This is a genomic window from Streptomyces griseorubiginosus (genome assembly GCF_017614965.1).
Taxonomy (GTDB): domain Bacteria; phylum Actinomycetota; class Actinomycetes; order Streptomycetales; family Streptomycetaceae; genus Streptomyces; species Streptomyces griseorubiginosus_B.
Window position 1 is genome coordinate 1 of sequence record NZ_WVUG01000040.1, and the last position, 18,839, is coordinate 18,839.

Below are 18,839 nucleotides of genomic sequence, written 5' to 3' on the forward strand. Positions count from 1 at the left end.
GGGGTGCTCGAGGAGTGGGGGGTGATCATGCGGCTCATGCTGGCCGACGGGGATGAGAGCCCGCCGAGAGATACGTCGGAGTCCGCTGTGCGTCCGGTCCCCCGGGGGCCCGGAGTTGAAGGTTTCGTGTGTCAATGACCCCCAGGTGTACACAACTCGGCAGGCGGGCGAACGCTCATTTCGAATGCGGGTGCGGATACCGTCGGTAACTTATCTGAAGTTGCCCATCTTTGAACTTTGGTCATCTGAACTTCTTGTTTCCTGTACATCAATTGTGCGAAAGTGAGCGCCCTCATAGCGGTGAGTAACTGACGCCGCATAGGTATGCACCAATCAGGCACCTGCTTTCCGACGGACGTGCGCATTCCGCCTGCCGTCCTGCGGCTTGGAAGGAATTGGTTCAGTGCAATCCCCCTACCCCCCACGACCTCCGTTCCCGCCGCGCCCCGGCTCCGCTCCGGAGGAGTCCGACCGCAACCTCGTCGCGCGACTGGGCCAGGGTGTCGACGGTACGCGCGCGGGTGCGTTGCTGCTGGCCAGGCACTGGCAGGCGACATACGACTACGCAGCCATATGTCTGGTCTCGGCGGACGGTCCGGCGTCCATGGTCGCCGCCGCCGCGTTCCACCGGGTGCTCGGCCGGCCCGCTCCCGGCGCACTGCGTCCGCAACTGCTCGGAGCCGTCCGGGACACGGTCAAGGAGTGGGCCGCGGACGAGCGGATTTCTCTTGTGCTGCCGGAGCTCCGCAAACCGACCGGAGGGCGCGGGCTGCGTGCCGCACGCTCCGTGACGCCCGAAAGGCGACAACTCGCCGAACGGGCATTCCGCGCCCTTCCCGGAGCCTCGCAATGCCTGTTGTGGCACACCGAGGTGGAGGCGGAATCGATAACCATACCGGCCGGTCTGTTGGGTGTGGACGCGCCCACCGCCACGGCCGCGCTGGAGCAGGCGCGCGAGCAATTCCGCACCGGCTGCGTACGCGCCCACCGGGAACTGGCACCCGGCAGGGAATGCCGCTTCTACAACCGCCTCCTCGACGTCCCCATCCGCCGGGGCGGCGCCCTGCTCCCGGACGTCCAGCAGCATCTGACGGAGTGCCGCTACTGCCGCCACGCCGCCGAGCAGCTCAGCCACTTCGAGAGCGGGCTCGAGGTGCTTCTCGCCGAGACCGTCCTCGGCTGGGGCGCCCAGCGCTACCTCGACTCCCGCCCCGGCCGCGGCGGGGACCGCGCGGGACGCCCCGGCCGTCCGAACAGCGGCGGCCGGCACCGGCCCGCCACGCCTCACAGGCGCACCAAAGCCGTGGTCGTCGGGGTCGGCCTGACCGCCCTCGCCCTGCTCCTCACCGTTCTGGTCACCAAGGGCTGGTCCGAGGACAGCGGTGTCCCGAACGTGCGGGCCACCTGGAGCGCGGTGAGCAGCAGGTCCCTCGATCCGGCCAGGTCCGCCGGCGACACCTCGTCGGCCGGATCACCCTCGCCCGCCTCCGCCGGGCAGTCCGTCGAGGTCGGCCGCGGGCGGCTCCGCAACACCGACCGGGGCCTGTGTCTCGACGCCGAGGGCGGCCGGGCCGGGGCGGGGGTGGCGGCGGTGCTTGCGGCCTGTTCCTCCGCCGCGTCCCAGCAGTGGTCGTACCAGGACGACGGGCTGCTGCGCAGCGACGCCGACCCGACCCTGTGCCTGGACGCCGACAAGCGCTCGCTGGTCCTCGCCGGTTGTGTCGTACACGCGGGGGAGGTGCGCTACGACCTCACGGTGCGCGGGGAGCTGCTGCTGCGCGGCGGCGGCGGACTGCTCGTCGCGGCCGGACGGGGCACGCGCCTGGAGGTCGCCGAGCGGAACGGCTCGGCCGGGCAGCGCTGGGAGCTGGAGACCGGCGGCGACGTGCGCACCCCGGACGACCCCGGGAAGCGGCCCTCGGAGGAGCAGCCCGTGCCCGGCGCGACCCCGCCTGCGCCGCCCCCCGGCCGCGCCCCGCGTCCGGCGCCGCAGGACGAGCAGTACCGGCCGAAATTCGCCCAGGTCCACAGCGAGCCCCGGCCGGCCGAGCCGCCGGCCCCGCTTGCCCCTCCGCTGGACCAGGTCCGCACGCTGACCGCCGACGCCCTGAATACGGTCACGGCCACCCTCGGGTCCGTCCTGAACCGAACGGGTCCCGCCGGCCTGGGTTGAGGAACTGCCCCAGCCGGATGCCGTACGCCGTTGTCCTCCGGGAAAATGGGGGCCATGTCTTCCGGGAAAATGGGGGCCATGTCGACGGCATCCGGAACCGGACTGGGCGCGATGATCCGCACGTGGCGGGACCGGCTGCCACCGTCGGCCGCCGCGCTGCCGACGGCCCGCGGGCGCCGGGCGGCCGGCCTGCGGCGTGAGGAACTGGCTGACCTCGCGGGAGTCTCGGTCGACTACATCGTGCGCCTGGAACAGGGGCGGGCCACGACCCCCTCGGCGTCGGTGGTGGCGTCCCTGGCACGGGCCCTGCAGCTGTCCACCGCCGAACGCGACCACCTGTACCGGCTGGCGCAGCTCGTCCCGCCGACGGACGGCGCGATCTCCGACCATCTCCCGCCCGGCATGCAGCGAGTGCTCGCCCGGCTCGGGGACGTGCCGGTCGCCGTGTTCGCGGCGGACTGGCAACTGGTGTGGTGGAACCGCGGGTGGGCCGCCCTGCTCGGCGACCCCTCCGCCTCACCGCCGCGGCTGCGCAACTTCGCCCGCGACAGGTTCCCGGTGGACGCCGGCCCGGGCCACCTCGCGCACTGGCCGGTGACCGAGGCGGACCGCGCCGCCACCGACGCCGCCGTCGTCTCCGACCTGCGCCGCGCCACCGGCCGCTTCCCGCAGGACACCCGCCTGGCCGCGCTGATCCGTGAACTGACCGCGGGCAACAGGAGGTTCGCCGAGCTGTGGGCGGCCGGAGAGGTCGCCGCGCACCGCGAGGACCACAAGACGATCGACCACCCCTCGGTGGGCCCGGTCACCGTGGACTGCGACACCCTGACCGACGGCGACACCGAGCTCAAGATCGTCATCATGACCGCCGTACCCGGCAGCGAGGACGAGACCAAGCTCCGCCTCACCGCCGTCGCCGGCCCACCGGCCACCAAGCACAACTGACCGGCTCCGCCTGACGGCCGACCGGCCGCGGATGCTCGGTGGACCGTGGCGTGAACCATGTCGTACCTGGTACTGGCAGTCCTACCGTCACCCAGGGCACTGGTTGTCCTCTCGTCACGGTCCGAGAGTGGACGCATGACCACAACATTCATCACAGGTGCCAACAGGTCCCTCGGCCACGAGACCGCCCGCCGTCTGATCGAGGCCGGACACACCGTCCTGGTCGGCGCGCGTGACCCGGAGCGTGGCCGGGCGGCCGCCGACGCACTCGGTGCCCGTTTCGTTCAGATCGACGTCACGGACGACGCGTCGGTCGCCGCGGCCGCCGCCGACGTCGCGGCTCATGAGGGCGGCATCGACGTCCTGATCAACAACGCGGGTGTCCTCGGGACGCACAGCCCCGCCGACCAGATCACCGCCGCCGACGCCCGCGAGGTGTTCGAGGTCAACGTCGTGGGGATCGTCCGGGTGACGCACGCGTTCCTGCCGTTGCTGCGCAAGTCCGCGCAGCCGGTCATCGTCAACGTCTCCAGCGGGATGGGGTCGTTCGCGCTGACCCACGACGCCGGGCGCGCCGAGGGCCGGATCCTCGCGCCACTCTACACCGCCTCGAAGGCCGCGGTGACCATGCTGACAACGCAGTACGCGAAGTCCTGGCCGGACGTGAAGGTGAACGCGGCCGACCCGGGCTACACCGCGACCGACTTCAACGGACACAGCGGCCCGCAGACGGTGACCGAGGGCACCGACGCCATCGTCGAACTCGCCACCATCGGGGCGGACGGCCCGACCGGGACCTTCCGTGACCGTCACGGCGAGGTGGCCTGGTGACGGCGGGAACCCCTGAGCACCGCGATGTGCGCTCTCCGGGACGGCGCCCGGGTGGGCCGACCCGGTAGGCTTCCCGGCATGCGCCCCCGTGCGGCGCATGCCGGGAAGACGGCTGTCAGGGTTCACGATCGGGGAGGAACCTGCGTTGCACGTCCAGGAGTGGCTCGACACCGTGCCCGCGGCCGCCGTCTACGCCGTGGTGGCGCTGGTCATCGGCCTCGAGAGCCTGGGCGTCCCGCTGCCGGGCGAGATCGTCCTGGTCTCCGCGGCTCTGCTGTCCTCCCAGCACTCCGGCATCAACCCGGTGGTCCTCGGCGCCTGCGCCACCCTCGGCGCGGTCATCGGCGACTCCATCGGCTACGCCATCGGCCGCAAGGGCGGCCGGCCCCTGCTCGCCTGGCTCGGCAGGAAGTTCCCCAGACACTTCAGCGAGGGCCATGTCGCCACCGCCGAGCGCTCCTTCGAGAAGTGGGGCATGTGGGCCGTCTTCTTCGGCCGCTTCATCGCCCTCCTGCGCATCTTCGCCGGCCCCCTCGCGGGCGTCCTCCACATGCCGTACTGGAAGTTCCTGATCGCCAACGTCCTCGGCGGCATCTGCTGGGCGGGCGGCACCACGGCGGTCATCTACTACGTCGGCGTCGTCGCCGAGGACTGGCTGAAGCGCTTCTCGTACGTGGGTCTGGCGGCCGCGGTGCTGGTCGGTGTGGCGTCGATGCTGCTCGTACGGCGCAAGGCCAAGAAGGCGGCGGCGGAGCGGGAAGCGGCCGAGTCGGAGCCGGTCCCCGCCGCCGACTGACGTCCAGGACCGACTGACGTCCACGACCGGCTACGGCTGCCGCCGACCGACGTCCACGACCGACTACGGCTTCTCGTGCACCTCCTGGTGCGCCTTGGCGAGTTCGGCGTAGAGCGATCCGTTCAGCGTGATCCCTTGGCGCTCCTCGTCCGTGAGGGGCCTCTTGACCTTGGCGGGCACCCCCGCCACCAATGAGCCCGGCGGCACCTGCATCCCCTGCGGCACCAGTGCCTGCGCGGCGACCAGCGACCCCTCGCCGATCACGGCGCCGTTCAGCACGGTCGCGCCCATCCCGACGAGGCAGTCGTCTCCCACGGTCGCCCCGTGCACCACCGCGTTGTGACCGACGGAGACCCGCTCCCCGACATGGACCGGGAACCCCGGGTCCGCGTGCAGGGTGCAGTTGTCCTGGATGTTGGCCTGGGCCCCGACGAAGATCCGCTCGACATCGCCCCGCAACACGGCGCCGTACCAGACGCTCGCGCCCGGCGCCAGCGTCACGTCCCCGATCACCGACGCCGTCGGCGCGACGAACGCCTCCCCGTCGATCCTCGGTTCCTTCCCGCCGATGCCCGTGATCAGTGCCTTGCCCGCCATCACCGCTCCACCTTCCGTCCTGGTACCGGCACCGTAGGCGATGAGCGGCCGCGATGTGCTGCCGGGGGCGGCACATCGCCTGTGGAGGGTGATGCCGGCCGGGCCGCGGGAGGCCGACCGTGGTGTCATGGAATTCACGACTCCGCGGCAGCGCTGGCTGGCACGGACATCACTGGTGGCGGGGGCCGCCGCGGTCGCCGTCCTCGCCGTGTTCGGCGGTCTGCGGACGGTGGGCCTGCTGACCGTCGGACTGACCGGTACCGCGGTCACGTTCATGGCCGTCCGGTGGGCACTCGGCCGACCGGGCCCCTCCCGCCCGCTCGCCGTTCTGCTCGCCTCCGCCGCCCCCGTCTGGGTGCTGGTGGTCTACAACCGCGCCCATCTGGGCTGGGTCGTCGCCGTGGCCTGGGCGCTGTGGCTGCTCGCCATCGCGACCGGCCGCGACGCCCTCGCCCGGACCGACGCGCCGCTCCCGCTGGCGGAGCGGCCGGCGCCGCCCGCCCGGCACGCCGTGTTGATCATGAATCCGCGGTCCGGGGACGGCAAGGTCGAACGCTTCCGGTTGCGCGAGAAGGCCCAGTCCCTCGGGGCACGGGTGGTGCTGCTGGAGGGGCCGGGCGAGACAGACGTCGCGGGACTCGCCCGCAAGGCCGTCGAGGAAGGCGCGGACCTGCTGGGCGTCGCGGGCGGCGACGGCACCCAGGCCCTGGTCGCCGATGTCGCCGCGTCGTTCGGTATCCCGTTCCTGGTGATCCCCGCCGGCACCCGCAACCACTTCGCACTCGACCTCGGCCTGGACCTCGCCGATCCGTCCGCGGCCCTGGACGCGCTGCACGACGGCGTGGAGTTGAGGGTCGACCTGGGCCGGGCGGGCGCCCGGCCGTTCGTCAACAACGTCTCGTTCGGCGCCTACGCCGAGGTCGTACGGAGTCCCGCCTACCGCGACGGCAAGACCCGCACCACCCTGGAACTCCTGCCGGACCTGCTCATCGGTCACCCGGGCGCCGTCCTGCTCGCCCAGGCCGGACGGACGGTCTTCACCGCACCGCAGGCCCTGCTGGTCAGCAACAACCGCTACGGCACCAGCGACATCGCCGGCCTGGGACGCCGGGCACGTCTGGACGGCGCGGAGCTGGGAGCCGTGGGCGTCGACGTGAACAGCGCCGCCCAGGCCGCCGGGCTGCTGCGCGGGCGGCGCGCCGCCGGACTGACCTGGACAACGGCCAGGCGCGTGGTCGTCGACGCCGACCGGCCCTCCCTCCGGGTCGGCGTCGACGGCGAGGCGCTGACCCTGCCCGCCCCTGTGCGCTGCGAGATCCGGCCCCGTGCGCTACGGGTACGGGTGCCACGGCAGCGCCCGGGCAAGCGCGCGGCGCGACCGCGGTCGGCCTGGCGCCGGCTCCTGCGGCTGAGCCGCCCGGCACTGCGACGCGAAAGCAGGACGCCGTCGCCCTGACCGACGCGAAGGCAACTCCGCGTCCCTGTCCTGCTCCGTGCGGACCACCTTCGTCAGCCCGCGGCCCCCGCCTGGGGCATGCGGCTGCGGGCGACGGCCTTGCCCAGTTCCCACAAGGCCAGCAGCGCCAGAGCCGGCAGCAGGGCCCAGCCGAACTGGCCCAGGGTGAGCGGTGTCGTACCGAGCAGGCGGTTGAAGACGTCCGTCTGGGTCGCCAGGACCGCGAGGACGAACTCGCCGAACATCGCCCAGTTCATCTGCCTGCTGTCGAACGTGTCGGTGGTCAGGGCCGTCTCCGTCTCGCTGCGGCACTCGACGGCGGCGACGATCAGGCACAGCGCGAACGAGGTGAAGGCGATGGAGTTGCCGATCGCGACGCTGTCGAAGCGGACCTCGCCCAGCTTGATCAACGACAGCAGCCCGATCGTGATCGCCAGCCCGGCGAGACCGACCGTGACCATCAGACCCGGTGTCATCACCGGTTCGCCGCGGGGCCGCGGCCTGCGGGACATCAGCCCGGGACTGACCCGGTCGAAGCCCAGCGCGAAGCCGAACGCCGCGTTGACGAAGAAGTGGATCCACAGCACCTGGGCCGGCGTGAACGGCTCACCGCCCGCGATGTTGAACAGGGACGCCCCGAGGAAGGTCAGCACGAACACGACCAGCAGAACCAGCACGAAGCGGATGTACTTGGTGAGGTTGTCGTAGATCTTCCGCCCCTGCTCCACCGCGAAGACGATCGTGGCGAAGTTGTCGTCGGACAGGATCAGCCGCCCGGCGTTCTTGGCCACCTCGGTGCCGGAGCCCATGGCGATCCCGATGTCCGCCGCCTTGATGGCCGGAGCGTCGTTGACGCCGTCCCCGGTCATGGCGACCACCTCGCCCTTCTTCTTCAGCGTGTCGGCGAGGAGCACCTTGTGCTCGGGGGCGACCCGGCCGATCACACCGATACGGTCGATGCGGTCCAGCCGTTCCTGCTCGCCGAGCGCGGCGAAGTCGGAGCCGAGGACGGCCTCGCCCTCGATGCCCACCTGCTCCGCGATCGCGGCTCCCGTGACCACGTCGTCCCCGGTCACCATCCGCACGCGGATGTTGGCCGCCCGCGCTCCGGCCACCGCCTTCTTCGACTCCTCGCGCGGCGGATCCTCCATCCCGACCAGGCTGGTCACCCGCACCCCCGTGACCAGGGCGAGCAGATCCCCGTCGGCGGCGAAGCCGTCCGGGTCGACGTCGACGGTGGCGGCCGCCATCACCCGGCGCCCCGCGCGTTCCATCCGCTCCATCTCCTCGTGGGCCCGCTTGTCGAGCTCGGAGCTCCAGGGAATGCTCGCGCCGTCGCTCAGCGCCGTCGCCGCCCGTGCCATCACCGCGGGCGCGGCCCCCTTCACGAAGCACCGCACGACCGGCCTGCCGCGGCCGTCGGTCGCGGAGTGGAAGGTGGCCATCAGCTTGTACGAGGGGTCGAAGGGCAGAGTCGCCAGCCGTGGGAACCGCTCCCGGCTCGCCTCCAGGTCGAGGCCCGCCTTGTGGCACAGCACCAGCAGCGCCCCTTCGGTGGGGTCTCCCACCACCCGGCCGTCGACCAGCTCGGCGTCGTTCGCCATGAGATAGGGCAGGATCGCGTCCTCGATGCCCGAGGAACGGCCGACGGCGTGGTGGATCCGGCCCTCCAGCTCGTACCCGGAGCCCGAGACGGTGTAGCGGTCGAAGGCGTCCACGACCTCGACGGCCGTCATCTGGTTCAGCGTCAGGGTGCCGGTCTTGTCGGAGTTGATCGCCGAGGTGAAGCCCAGCGTCTCCACCGACGGAAGGTCCTTGACGATCGCGTGGTGCCGTGCGAGGTCCAGTCCGCCCAGCGACAGGATGGTCTGGGTCACCGTGGGCAGGGCCTCGGGGATGGCCGCGATCGCCAGCGACACGGCGGCGACGAACAGCGCGTCCCACGCCTCGCCGCGGGCCCGGCCCAGGACGAACATCACGATCATGGTCAGGCCGGCTGCGCCCGCGATCCACAGGGTCAGCCGGTCCAGTTCACGGGTCAGCGGCGAGGCCTCCCGCGGGGTGGCCGAGAGCATGCCGGAGATCTTGCCCAGTTCCGTGTCGGCGCCCGTGCCGGTGACGAGCATGACGCCACTGCCGTGGGTGACGGGGGTGTTCATGAACGCCGTGTTCGTACGGTCCCCGGGTCCGAGCCCCGTACCGCGCACGATCGCGGTGTCCTTGGCGGCGGGTGTGCTCTCGCCGGTCAGCGCCGACTCGTCGATCTGCAGCGCGCTCGCCGCGACGAGCCGGCCGTCGGCGGGCACGTCGTCGCCGGCCGCGATCAGCGCGACGTCCCCGGTGACGACCTCTTCGGCCGGTATCTCCGTCTCCGTCCCGTCCCGCCGCACCCGGGCCGTCGCCTTCATCATCGACTTCAGGGCGTTCATGGCGCTTTCGGCCTTGCCCTCCTGGCGCATGCCGATCACCGCGTTGAGCACGGTCAGGACCAGCAGGAGTACGGCCGTGCCCCACTCCTGGATGGCCAGCGACACGATCGCCGAGGCGACCAGGATGATCTGCATGTAACTGCGGTACTGGTCCAGCAGACGGCGCCAGCCGGGCCGGGGCTGTTCCTCCGGCAGGGCGTTGGGACCGTCGCGGGTGAGCCGCTTCGCCGCCTCCGCGGCGCTGAGTCCGGACCGGGGGTCCACACCGAGGGCGCTCGCCACGGCCTCGGGCGACTGCGCGTACCACGGCTCGGCAGTCATCGGCCCGCTCTGTTCCCCGTGCGCCGGGGAACTCGGGGAACTCGGGGAGCTCGGGGAGTTCGGGGAGTTCTGGGAGTCCGGGGAGCCCTGGGAGGTCATGTGCCGTGCCCGCCCTTCCGGTGGGCCACCGAGGCGGCGTACGGATCGGCCGGTGCGCCGGGCGGCGCCTCGGCCTCCAAATCCTCCTTCACCAGGGACAGTTCGTGCCGGGCCTTCTCGCCGACCTCCGGGTACTGGGGGTCGATGTCGATCAGCGTGTGGGCGAGCACGGAGGCCGCGCAGATCCTGGCGAACCACTTGTGGTCGGCGGGTACGACGTACCAGGGGGCCCAGCGGGTGCTGGTGGCGGACAGCATGCGGGAGAACGCGTGCTGGTAGTCGTCCCACCAGGCCCGTTCACGGACGTCCGAGGCCGAGAACTTCCAGTTCCGTTCGGGTACGTCGATCCGCTTCAGGAAACGGGTGCGCTGCTCCTCCTTGGAGAGGTTCAGGAACAGCTTCACCACACGGAAGCCGTTGTCGTACAGATACCGCTCCCAGTCGTTGATCTCCCGGTAGCGCCGCCGCCACACGCCCTTGGCCTTCGCCTCCTCCGGCAGCCGCTGACGCTCCAGCAGCTCGCTGTGCACCCGCACCACCAGCACCTCCTCGTAGTGCGAGCGGTTGAAGATGCCGATCTCACCGCGCCGGGGCAGCCGGCAGGCGTAGCGCCACAGGTAGTCGTGGTCGAGTTCCTCGCTGGAGGGCACTCTGAAGTTCGCCACGTGGACGCCCTGGGGGTTCACCCCGGTCATCACGTGCCGGATGGTGCCGTCCTTGCCGCCCGCGTCCAGGGCCTGCAGGCACAGCAGTACCCCGTATCTGCCCTCTGCGGCCAGCCGGCGCTGGTAGTCGGCCAGCAGGGCGACGCCCGTCCGCAGCAGTTCCCGGCCTTGCTTCTTGCCGCCGATCCCGCCCTTGAAGCCGGGGTCGAAGTCGGTGGCGAGATCCACCTTCGACCCCGGCTTCACCCGCAGCGGTGCGATGAACTCGGCGATGCGCTCGGCCCGTTCGTCCGTCATGGTGGTCGCCCGGCCCGTCAGGAGGGCTCCCGGTCCCGCTCCACCACGCACAGGGCCCAGATGACGAAGGCGTACAGCGCGATCAGGGTCAGGGACCAGAACGGGTAGTAGGGGACGTCCAGGAAGTTCGCGACGATCGCCAGCGCCGCGATGCCCACGCCCAGCACGCGCGCCCAGGTCGCGACCACGACGAGCCCGAGACCCACGACGATGGCGACGGTTCCGACGGCCAGATGGATCCAGCCCCAGCTCGTCAGGTCGAACTGGAAGGTGTAGTCGCGGGTGTTGAGGAACACGTCGTCGTTCGCGACGGCCATGATGCCCCGCACGACGTCGAGGATGCCGCCCATGATGAGCAGGACGGCGCCGAGCGCGGTCAGTCCGCTCGCGGCCTGCTGGACGCCCTCGGAGCGGTGGTGCTTCACAGCGGTGGTGGCCATGGCTGGGACCTCCGTCCCTGGATCGGCCGCCGGTCGCGGCCCTGCTCCTCCACGCCTACTCCGCCGTCACCCGTTCCGCGTCACCTTCTAAGGGTGATGCCGTCCGGCCGGATACCGGGCACCTCGAGGGTCGCACTGCTGCGGTGGGGTGAAGATCACAGCCCCTCGACCTCATAAGGCCGGCGAACGCTCAGTACGGTGACTGCGTGCCGAAGAGCAAGAACACGTTCTCATCCTGGCGGCGGAGCCTCGCCCAGCGCGCCGTCCACGCGGGCTGGGCCTGGGTGCAGCGCTCGGGCTCGGTGACGGCCGAGAGTCCCGGCCGCTTCCGCTTCGGCGCCCTCGGCGCGCACACCCGTCTGGCCTTCCCGCTCGGCACCGTCTTCGGCGAACCCTGGATCCACCTCGGCTCCCACTGCATCGTCGGCGAGCAGGTCACCCTGACGGCGGGTCTGATGCCCGACCTCGACCTCGGCCCCGAACCGATCCTCCGCATCGGCGACGGCGTGGTCCTGGGCCGCGGCAGCCATGTCATCGCCGACACCACGGTGACCATCGGCAGCGACTGCTACTTCGGGCCGTACGTCTACATCACGTCAACAAACCATTCGTACGACGATCCGCACCAGCCGATAGGCAAGCAGTGGCCGCGCATGGAACCGGTGGAGATCGGCCCGGGCTGCTGGGTCGGCACGAACGCCGTGATCCTGCCCGGCGCGAAGATCGGCCGGAACGTGGTCGTGGCCGCCGGCGCGGTGGTCCGCGGTGTCGTGCCCGACCATGCCGTGGTCGCGGGCGCACCCGCCCGGGTCGTACGGCGCTGGACACCTGCGGACGGCTGGCAGCCGCCGCTCAGGACGCCCGCGCCGGTGCCGATCCCCGACGGGGTGACGCCGGAGCAGCTGTGCGCCCTCTCGGAACTGGACGACGAGGCCGTGGCGCGGCTCGCCGAACTGGACGCCGAGCCCTCCTGACTCAGCCCGCGGCCAGCAGCAGCGTGCCGACGAGGGCGAGGCCGGCGCCCGCCGCCTGGATCGCGCGGAGCCGTTCGCGGAGGATGCCGCGGGCGGCGAGGGCGGTCACCACCGGATACAGCGAGGCGAGCACGGCGGCCACCGTGACGGGACCGTGCTGGGCGGCCACCGAGTAGGTGCCGTTCGCGGCGACGTCCGCGAGCCCGACGAAGGCGAGGGCCGGGAGCGCGGCCCAGGGGAAGCGGCCACCCGGGAGAGCCTCGCCGCCCCGCTTGACGGAGACGTACAGGGCGGCACCGCCCCCGAGCACGTTCGTCACGCGCTGCACGAACAGGGCGAGGAACAGGCCGGTGACGGTCGTCGACGCCTCAGCGATCAGCGCGAACACCGTGCCGAACCCGAGCGCCGCGATCAGCGTGAGCACGATCGCCCGGCGCTGCACGGCGGCGCCCCCGAGCTGCGGACCGCCCGCGAGCACCACGCCCGTGACGGCGACGGCGATCCCGGCCACCTGCGTCAGACCGGGGCGCTCGCCGAGGAACAGGCCCACGCCGACGGGGACGGCCACACTCAGGGTCGCGAGCGGGGAGACGACCCCCATCGGACCCAGCGCGAGCGCCTTGTAGAAGGAGATCATCGCCACCGGCCCGGCGAGGCCCGCCGCGAAGGCGAACCACAGCCGCGGCCCGGCCTCGCTCCAGCCGCCCGTGGCCACGACGATCGCGCCCAGCACGGCCGCCGCGATCGCCTGCGAGACGACGACCACGGTCAGAGCCGGGGTGCGCCGGGTGAGCAGTCCGCCGCCGAAGTCGGCCAGGCCCCAGAGCAGGCTCGTGGCCAGGGCGAAGAATGCTGTCACGGCTCGCCTCGCAGTACAGTTCGGTGAACGATCGGGTGCACCTCACCGTAGTCCAGTGCAGTGGACCCTGTCATTCAAGATATTGGCCTTCCGGTCATCCAGGACAATGACCTCCCGAGATTGGACATCGGACGGAACGTGTCGGACCTCGACCTGCTGAACCAGTCCCTGGCGCGCAACGTCAAGCGCTGGCGCAATGAGCGCGGCTTCACCCTGGACGCGCTCGCCGCCCGCGCCGGCGTCAGCCGGGGCATGCTGATCCAGATCGAGCAGGCCCGCACCAACCCGAGCATCGGCACGGTCGTGAAGATCGGCGACGCGCTCGGCGTCAGCATCACCACCCTGCTCGACTACGAGCGGGGGCCGAAGGTCAGGATCGTCCCGGCCGACCAGGTGGTCCGGCTCTGGCACACCGACGCCGGCAGCTACAGCCGGCTCCTCGCCGGCACCGAGGCGCCGGGACCGCTGGAGATGTGGGAGTGGCGGCTGATGCCGGGGGAGGGCAGCAGCTCGGATCCGCACCCCGCCGGCACGGTGGAGATCGCCCATGTCACCGAGGGTGAACTGACCCTCACCGTCGAGGGCGCCGAGTACCGCGTCCCGGCCGGTGCGAGCGTCACCTTCGAGGCCAACGCCCCGCACGCCTACGGCAATCAGGGCGAGGTCCCCACACGGCTGGTACTGGCGGTCTCCGTCCCGCCCGTCCCCTGATCGGGCACCGGCCGCCCTGTTAGCGTGCCGTCATGGACGCACCCATCGGACACTTCGACACCGCCCTCCCCGCACCCGACGCCCTCGGCGAACTGACCGCCCCGGTCGCCGCCGCCGTACGCGGCTGGAGCGGCAGCGTCCCGGCCGAGCAGATCGTGTACGTCGACACCGATCCGCAGTGGGCCGACACCGCGGTCTTCGTCCAGCACTACGGGCAGGAGCTGCTGGAGAGGTCGGCGAACTGCGTGGTCGTCGCGGGCAAGCGGGGCGGCGGGACGACGCTGGCCGCGTGCGTGGTGCTGTCCACGACCCGGGTCGACGTCAACGGCGTGGTGCGCCGCCAACTCGGCGCCCGCAAGGCGTCGTTCGCGTCGATGGACACGGCCACGGGGGAGAGCGGCATGGAGTACGGCGGCATCACCCCGATCGGACTCCCCGACGGCTGGCCCCTGTTGATCGACTCGGCCGTCGTGGACCTGCCGTACGTCCTGGTGGGCAGCGGCCGCCGCCGGGGCAAACTGCTGGTCCCGGGCAAGGCCTTCGCCGAACTGCCGGGTGCCGTGGTGCTGGAGGGGCTCGGGGTGGCCTGACCGGGGCCCCTCCAGCACCAGGCCCCGGGCGAGGAAGGGGATGGTCCGACTCAGGCCGCGGTGTGGTGCGCCAGCGCCCGGTGGGGGTCCTCCTCGCCCGGGGCCGGTGCCGGGTCCGCGTGGACCAGGGCCGCCGTCAGGCGCGGTACGGCGTGCAGCAGGGCGTGTTCCGCGTCGACGGCGATGCCGTGGGCCTGCCGTACCGTCGCCTCGCCGTCCACCACGACCGCCACCTCGGCGCGCAGCCGGTGCCCGATCCAGCGCAGCCGCAGCTCTCCGACCCCGCGCACGCCCGGCACCTCCCGCAGCGCCTGCTCCGCCCGGTCCACCAGGGCCGGGTCGACGGCGTCCATCACCCGCCGGAACACCTCGCGCGCCGCGTCCCGCAGCACCAGCACGATCGCCGCCGTGATCGCCAACCCGACGATCGGGTCGGCCAGTTGCCACCCCAGCGCCGAGCCGCCCGCGCCCACCAGCACGGCCAGCGAGGTGAATCCGTCCGTACGGGCGTGCAGTCCGTCGGCGACCAGCGCGGCGGAGCCGATCGAACGGCCGACCCGGATCCGGTACCGCGCCACCCACTCGTTGCCCGCGAACCCGGCCAGCGCCGCCACCGCCACCGCCGGCACATGCTCCACGGGGCGCGGATCGAGCAGCCGCCCGACCGCCACCCATGCCGCGAAGGCGGCCGACGCGGCGATCGTCAGCACGATCACGATCCCGGCGAGGTCCTCGGCCCGCCCGTAGCCGTAGGTGAAGCGCCGCGTCGCCGCCCGGCGCCCCAGCACGAAGGCGACGCCGAGCGGTAGGGCGGTCAGCGCGTCGGCGGCGTTGTGCACCGTGTCGCCGAGCAGCGCCACCGATCCGGACAGGACGACCACGACCGCCTGGACGAGCGCGGTCGCGCCCAGGACGGCGAGCGAGACCCAGAGGGCGCGCATGCCACGAACCGAGGACTCCAGGGCGGAGTCCAGCTTGTCGGCGGTCTCGTGGGAGTGGGGGGTGAGCAGATGGCCCAGTCGGTGGCGCAGTTTCGCCCGCCGGTGAGGGTGGTCGTGGCCGTGACGGTGTTCGTGAGCGGACTCGTGGCCATGGTGGTGTGCGTGGTCATGGTCATGCGCGTGGTCGTGCCGGTCGCTCACGTCGGTTCCCTTCCGGTGTCGCGGGAGTGGACGCGGGACGCCCACGACGCCATTATGTGCGTATGAGCGCACGCATGCACCTATCAACTGCGCACGATGCGCATCCGCGCACCCCGGGCGAGGAGCAGTTCGCGCTCGCCGCCGAACTGCTCGCCCTGCTCGGCGACCGCACCCGCCTCACCCTGCTGCACGCCCTGACCTCGGGCGAGGCCGATGTCACGACCCTCACGGAGGCCTGCGGCGCGGCCCGGCCCGCCGTCAGCCAGCATCTGGCACGGCTGCGCCTCGCGGGCCTGGTGACCACACGGAAGGAAGGGCGGCGGGTGATCTACTCACTGCCCGACGGGCATCTGCGGCGGCTGGTGGACGAGGCCCTGAACGTGGCCGACCACCGGCTCAGCGACCGGCCCCTGCACGACTGAGGCGGGTCACCGGGGGATCGTGCCGAGGTACTGCTCGGCGAACGCGGCCGCCGCGGCGGGGGACGCGAAGAGGCGACGCAGCCGGGCCAGCGTGGTGCCCGCACGGTAGGCGTCGCCGGACGACGTGCCGTGGTACACCTCCGACAGCCACTGCGAGAACTCCTGGTAGTCCCACACCCGGTCCAGGCAGGCGTCGGAGTAGCCGTTCAGGCCGCCCGGTTCGCCCTTGGTGAGGTACTCCACGAGACCGTCCCCCAGCAGGAAGGCGTCGTGCAGGGCGAGGTTCATGCCCTTCGCCGCGATGGGGGCGGTGAGGTGGGCGGCGTCCCCGGCGAGGAAGAGACGGCCGAACACCATGGGTTCGACCACGTAGTTGTGCATGTCGAGGACCCGTTTCTCGATCAGCCGGCCCTCGGTCAGCGGGGGCCGGTCGGCCGCGCCGAGGCGTTCCTGCAGCTCGGCCCAGACCCGCTCGTGGGACCAGTTGTCCGGGTCGTCGCCGGGAGGGCACTGAAGGTAGTAGCGGGTGACCTCCGGGCTGCGGGCCATGTGGCCCGCGAAGCCGCGCGGATGGACGCCGAAGACCACGCAGTCGCTGGACGGCGGCGCCTCGGCGAGCAGCGCCAGCCAGCCGACGCCGTAGTCGTGCCGGGCGATCCGGGCCCGCTTCGGCAGCACGGTCCGCGTCACCCCGCGCGCCCCGTCGCAGCCGGCGACGAACTCGCAGTGCACCAGCACCCGTTGCCCGGTCCCCGGGTCGAGGTACGACACGGTCGGCCGGTCCGAGTCCAGGCCGTGCAGCTGGACGTCGCGCACGCCGAACCGTATGGCTCCGCCACGCACGTCGGCGTACTCGCGCACGAGGTCGGTCACCAGCAACGGCTGCGGATACACGAAGTGGTGATGCCCCGTCAGTTCCTGGTACGGGAAGCGGTACCGCTGCCCCTCGAAGCGGAACTCGCACTCGGTGTGCAGCTGCGCCCGGTCCAACAGGTTCTGCGCGAGACCCCGTTGTTCCAGTCCGCGCACCGCCCACTCCTCGATCACCCCGGCCCGGGGCCGCCGTTCGATGAACTCCCGGGTCTCGGTCTCCAGGACCAGACAGTCGACCGAGGCGGCCCGCAGGATGTTCCCGACGGTGAGACCGGCAGGCCCGGCGCCCACGATCACGACCGGAAAGCGCTGCGGGGAGGGCGAGTCGGGGTCCTGGGCGGGGAGAGTCACCCGAGCATTATGACGACGGCCCGCCGGCCACGGCAGGGGAGCCGCGGCCGGCGGGCCGGTCGGATCGGGAGGGGGCGGGTCAGTGCGCGGGCGCGTCCGTGACCACGACCTCCTCGATGCTGCGCTCGATCTCCTCCGGCCGGGAGGCGGTCGCCCGGGCCCAATAGTAGATGCCGAGCGAGAACACGGCGATGATCAGGATGTCCCACCACAGACCGATGGTGCCGCTGCCGCCGAAGCCGCCCTCGGCGGAGATGAGGCCAAGGCCGATCAGATAGACGGGCAGCCACTGGGCGGCCCTGAAGTCCATCCGCGGCGCGTCCGGCTGGTTGGTGGCGTTGGCCCACCAGGCGTAGCCGCCCAGCAGCAGATAGCCGAGGACGACCGCGATGCCCAGCCGCCACAGGGTGTCCCAGCCGGCCCAGTAGATGATCAGGTTGGCCACGATGAAGGACAGCGGCGAGATCACCTTGCCCGCGGGCAGCCGGTACGGGCGCTCGTGGTGCGGCAGCCGTTCGCTGAAGACGCCGTACGCGAGCGGCGCGCCCGCGTACATCAGGACGCTCGCCGAGGTGATGAAGCCGACCAGCTCCTGCCAGCTCGGGAACGGCAGGAAGCAGACCACGCCGGTCACGAACGAGATGATCAGGCCGAACCAGGGCACGCCCCGCTTGTCGGTCTGGGCGAAGATCTTCGGCGCGTAGCCGTTCTTGGCCAGACCGTAGGAGACACGGGAGGTGGCGGTCGTGTAGATCAGGCCGGTGCCGCCGGGGGAGATGACGGCGTCCGCGTACAGGACGACGGCGAGCCAGCCGAGACCCACCAGGGTGGCGAGGCCGGCCCAGGGGCCGCTGATGCCCGGGAAGTCGAGGTGCGCCCAGCCCTTGGCGAAGGTGTGGTGCGGCAGCGCGGCGATGAACACGACCTGCAGGGCGACGTAGATCACGGCGCCGATCGCGACCGAGCCGAGGGTGGCCCGGGGCAGGTCCCGCTGCGGGTTGCGGCTCTCGCCGGCCAGCTGGATGGCCTGTTCGAAGCCGAGCAGCGCGAAGATGATGCCGCTCCCGCTGATCGCACTGAGCACGCCCTTGGCGCCGAACGGCGCGAAGCCCTCCGAGGTGAAGTTGCCCGTGTGGAAGTTGCCCACGGCGACGATGAAGATCGCGGCCAGCGGTACGGCGATCTTCCACCAGGTGGCGGCGCTGTTGGTGTGTGCCAGCGCCCGTACGCCGAAGAAGTTGACCGCGACGAACACGGCCATGAGCAGTACGGCGACCACGAAACCGGAGGGCGTGAGGGTCTGGTCCTTGTGCTGCAGACCCTGCGCCCAGCTCCAGTGACCGGCGTAGCCGATCATCGCCTCGACCTCGATCGGCGCGACCGTCGCGGCCTGCAGCCAGGAGAACCAGCCGAAGGACAGGCCGGCCAGGCCGCCGAAGGCGTAGTGCGGATAGCGTGCCGTGCCGCCGGCCACGGGGAACATGCCACCGAGCTCGGCGTGCACGAGGGCCAGCAGGACGATGGCCACCGCGCCGATCAGCCACGAGATGATCGCCGCGGGCCCGGCCGCGACCACGGCCTTCTCGGCGCCGTACAGCCAGCCGGAACCGATGATCGAACCGACGGATGCCCACATCAGACCGATCAGTCCGACGTCCCGCCGCAGGCTGGTCGGACCCCTGGTGCCCTCTGCCGAGGTCTGCTCGACGCTCACCATATTTTCAGCGACCTCTCACGAGTTGAATAGAACTTTTCAGTGCGTGCGACGTCGCAGATTACGAATCACCGGCGGACGGCAGAAGACTCATGGTGAAGTTTTGACCAACGCCCGGTACGTTCCTGGACAGCGCTTCAGCCGCCGTGTACGC

At 71.6% G+C, this 18,839-nt stretch carries 17 protein-coding genes; 9 read left to right on the forward strand and 8 right to left on the reverse strand.

The window, feature by feature from the left end; translation table 11 throughout:
* Positions 1-403: 403 nt before the first annotated feature.
* The 4 genes from GRC12_RS10770 to GRC12_RS10785 all read left to right on the forward strand — a co-directional run bounded on the left by GRC12_RS10770 (position 404) and on the right by GRC12_RS10785 (position 4,745).
* Entirely contained in the window at positions 404-2,173 is a 1,770-nt protein-coding gene (locus GRC12_RS10770) for a ricin-type beta-trefoil lectin domain protein (protein ID WP_208778974.1), read from the forward strand.
* A gap of 78 nt (positions 2,174-2,251) precedes the next feature.
* On the forward strand, positions 2,252-3,118 hold the full coding sequence (locus tag GRC12_RS10775; RefSeq protein WP_244372608.1) for a helix-turn-helix domain-containing protein: 867 nt from the start codon (positions 2,252-2,254) through the stop codon (positions 3,116-3,118).
* Between the two features lie 135 nt (positions 3,119-3,253).
* Positions 3,254-3,949 (forward strand): SDR family NAD(P)-dependent oxidoreductase, encoded by a 696-nt coding sequence (locus GRC12_RS10780; protein WP_208778975.1) that lies wholly within the window; start codon positions 3,254-3,256, stop codon positions 3,947-3,949.
* Between the two features lie 145 nt (positions 3,950-4,094).
* Positions 4,095-4,745: a DedA family protein gene (locus tag GRC12_RS10785; protein ID WP_208778976.1), complete on the forward strand. Its 651-nt coding sequence runs from the start codon at positions 4,095-4,097 to the stop codon at positions 4,743-4,745.
* 63 nt (positions 4,746-4,808) lie between these two features.
* On the opposite strand, the gene GRC12_RS10790 is transcribed toward GRC12_RS10785, so the two are convergent.
* The gene (locus GRC12_RS10790) at positions 4,809-5,342 is read right to left on the reverse strand and encodes a gamma carbonic anhydrase family protein (protein WP_208778977.1); all 534 of its coding nucleotides are present in this window, start codon (positions 5,340-5,342) and stop codon (positions 4,809-4,811) included.
* Between the two features lie 127 nt (positions 5,343-5,469).
* Between GRC12_RS10790 and GRC12_RS10795 the strand changes: the two genes are divergently transcribed.
* Positions 5,470-6,798 carry a diacylglycerol/lipid kinase family protein gene (locus GRC12_RS10795; protein WP_208778978.1) on the forward strand — a complete coding sequence of 443 codons (1,329 nt, stop codon included), beginning with the start codon at positions 5,470-5,472 and terminating at the stop codon, positions 6,796-6,798.
* 53 nt (positions 6,799-6,851) lie between these two features.
* On the opposite strand, the gene GRC12_RS10800 is transcribed toward GRC12_RS10795, so the two are convergent.
* From GRC12_RS10800 to GRC12_RS10810, 3 genes are all read right to left on the reverse strand, one after another.
* A complete protein-coding gene (locus tag GRC12_RS10800; protein ID WP_208778979.1) occupies positions 6,852-9,548 on the reverse strand; it encodes a cation-translocating P-type ATPase in 2,697 nt (898 codons plus the stop codon).
* A gap of 95 nt (positions 9,549-9,643) precedes the next feature.
* Positions 9,644-10,609, reverse strand: a complete 966-nt coding sequence (locus GRC12_RS10805) for a polyphosphate kinase 2 family protein (protein ID WP_208778980.1) — start codon at positions 10,607-10,609, stop codon at positions 9,644-9,646.
* Between the two features lie 17 nt (positions 10,610-10,626).
* A complete protein-coding gene (locus GRC12_RS10810) occupies positions 10,627-11,049 on the reverse strand; it encodes a DUF7144 family membrane protein (protein WP_208778981.1) in 423 nt (140 codons plus the stop codon).
* Positions 11,050-11,255: 206 nt separating this feature from the next.
* On the opposite strand from GRC12_RS10810, the gene GRC12_RS10815 reads away from it, so the two are divergent.
* The gene (locus GRC12_RS10815; protein ID WP_208778982.1) at positions 11,256-12,023 is read left to right on the forward strand and encodes an acyltransferase; all 768 of its coding nucleotides are present in this window, start codon (positions 11,256-11,258) and stop codon (positions 12,021-12,023) included.
* 1 nt (position 12,024) lies between these two features.
* Here the strand turns inward: GRC12_RS10815 and GRC12_RS10820 are convergent, their stop codons facing one another.
* Entirely contained in the window at positions 12,025-12,882 is an 858-nt protein-coding gene (locus tag GRC12_RS10820; RefSeq protein WP_208778983.1) for a DMT family transporter, read from the reverse strand.
* Between the two features lie 138 nt (positions 12,883-13,020).
* On the opposite strand from GRC12_RS10820, the gene GRC12_RS10825 reads away from it, so the two are divergent.
* Together GRC12_RS10825 and GRC12_RS10830 are read left to right on the forward strand one after the other, a co-directional pair.
* Positions 13,021-13,593 carry a helix-turn-helix domain-containing protein gene (locus GRC12_RS10825; protein ID WP_208779009.1) on the forward strand — a complete coding sequence of 191 codons (573 nt, stop codon included), beginning with the start codon at positions 13,021-13,023 and terminating at the stop codon, positions 13,591-13,593.
* Positions 13,594-13,625: 32 nt separating this feature from the next.
* Complete coding sequence (locus tag GRC12_RS10830) at positions 13,626-14,183, forward strand: YbaK/EbsC family protein (protein ID WP_208778984.1); 558 nt, start codon at positions 13,626-13,628, stop codon at positions 14,181-14,183.
* 50 nt (positions 14,184-14,233) lie between these two features.
* Here GRC12_RS10830 and GRC12_RS10835 read toward each other — a convergent pair whose 3' ends face one another.
* Positions 14,234-15,325, reverse strand: a complete 1,092-nt coding sequence (locus GRC12_RS10835; protein ID WP_208778985.1) for a cation diffusion facilitator family transporter — start codon at positions 15,323-15,325, stop codon at positions 14,234-14,236.
* 62 nt (positions 15,326-15,387) lie between these two features.
* On the opposite strand from GRC12_RS10835, the gene GRC12_RS10840 reads away from it, so the two are divergent.
* On the forward strand, positions 15,388-15,747 hold the full coding sequence (locus GRC12_RS10840; RefSeq protein ID WP_165955046.1) for an ArsR/SmtB family transcription factor: 360 nt from the start codon (positions 15,388-15,390) through the stop codon (positions 15,745-15,747).
* 6 nt (positions 15,748-15,753) lie between these two features.
* Here the strand turns inward: GRC12_RS10840 and GRC12_RS10845 are convergent, their stop codons facing one another.
* Positions 15,754-16,971, reverse strand: a complete 1,218-nt coding sequence (locus GRC12_RS10845; protein ID WP_208778986.1) for a 4-hydroxybenzoate 3-monooxygenase — start codon at positions 16,969-16,971, stop codon at positions 15,754-15,756.
* A 79-nt stretch (positions 16,972-17,050) separates the two neighbouring features.
* On the reverse strand, positions 17,051-18,688 hold the full coding sequence (locus tag GRC12_RS10850; RefSeq protein ID WP_208778987.1) for an APC family permease: 1,638 nt from the start codon (positions 18,686-18,688) through the stop codon (positions 17,051-17,053).
* Positions 18,689-18,839: the final 151 nt, after the last annotated feature.

What these genes read in the sequence shown, in the direction of transcription:
- GRC12_RS10795 (WP_208778978.1), top strand. Translation starts at nt 5,470, where the DNA reads ATGGAATTCACGACTCCGCGGCAGCGCTGGCTGGCACGGACATCACTG.
- GRC12_RS10800 (WP_208778979.1), bottom strand. Translation starts at nt 9,548, where the DNA reads ATGACTGCCGAGCCGTGGTACGCGCAGTCGCCCGAGGCCGTGGCGAGC.
- GRC12_RS10775 (WP_244372608.1), top strand. Translation starts at nt 2,252, where the DNA reads ATGTCGACGGCATCCGGAACCGGACTGGGCGCGATGATCCGCACGTGG.
- GRC12_RS10805 (WP_208778980.1), bottom strand. Translation starts at nt 10,609, where the DNA reads ATGACGGACGAACGGGCCGAGCGCATCGCCGAGTTCATCGCACCGCTG.
- GRC12_RS10790 (WP_208778977.1), bottom strand. Translation starts at nt 5,342, where the DNA reads ATGGCGGGCAAGGCACTGATCACGGGCATCGGCGGGAAGGAACCGAGG.
- GRC12_RS10780 (WP_208778975.1), top strand. Translation starts at nt 3,254, where the DNA reads ATGACCACAACATTCATCACAGGTGCCAACAGGTCCCTCGGCCACGAG.
- GRC12_RS10850 (WP_208778987.1), bottom strand. Translation starts at nt 18,688, where the DNA reads ATGGTGAGCGTCGAGCAGACCTCGGCAGAGGGCACCAGGGGTCCGACC.
- GRC12_RS10810 (WP_208778981.1), bottom strand. Translation starts at nt 11,049, where the DNA reads ATGGCCACCACCGCTGTGAAGCACCACCGCTCCGAGGGCGTCCAGCAG.
- GRC12_RS10840 (WP_165955046.1), top strand. Translation starts at nt 15,388, where the DNA reads ATGAGCGCACGCATGCACCTATCAACTGCGCACGATGCGCATCCGCGC.
- GRC12_RS10830 (WP_208778984.1), top strand. Translation starts at nt 13,626, where the DNA reads ATGGACGCACCCATCGGACACTTCGACACCGCCCTCCCCGCACCCGAC.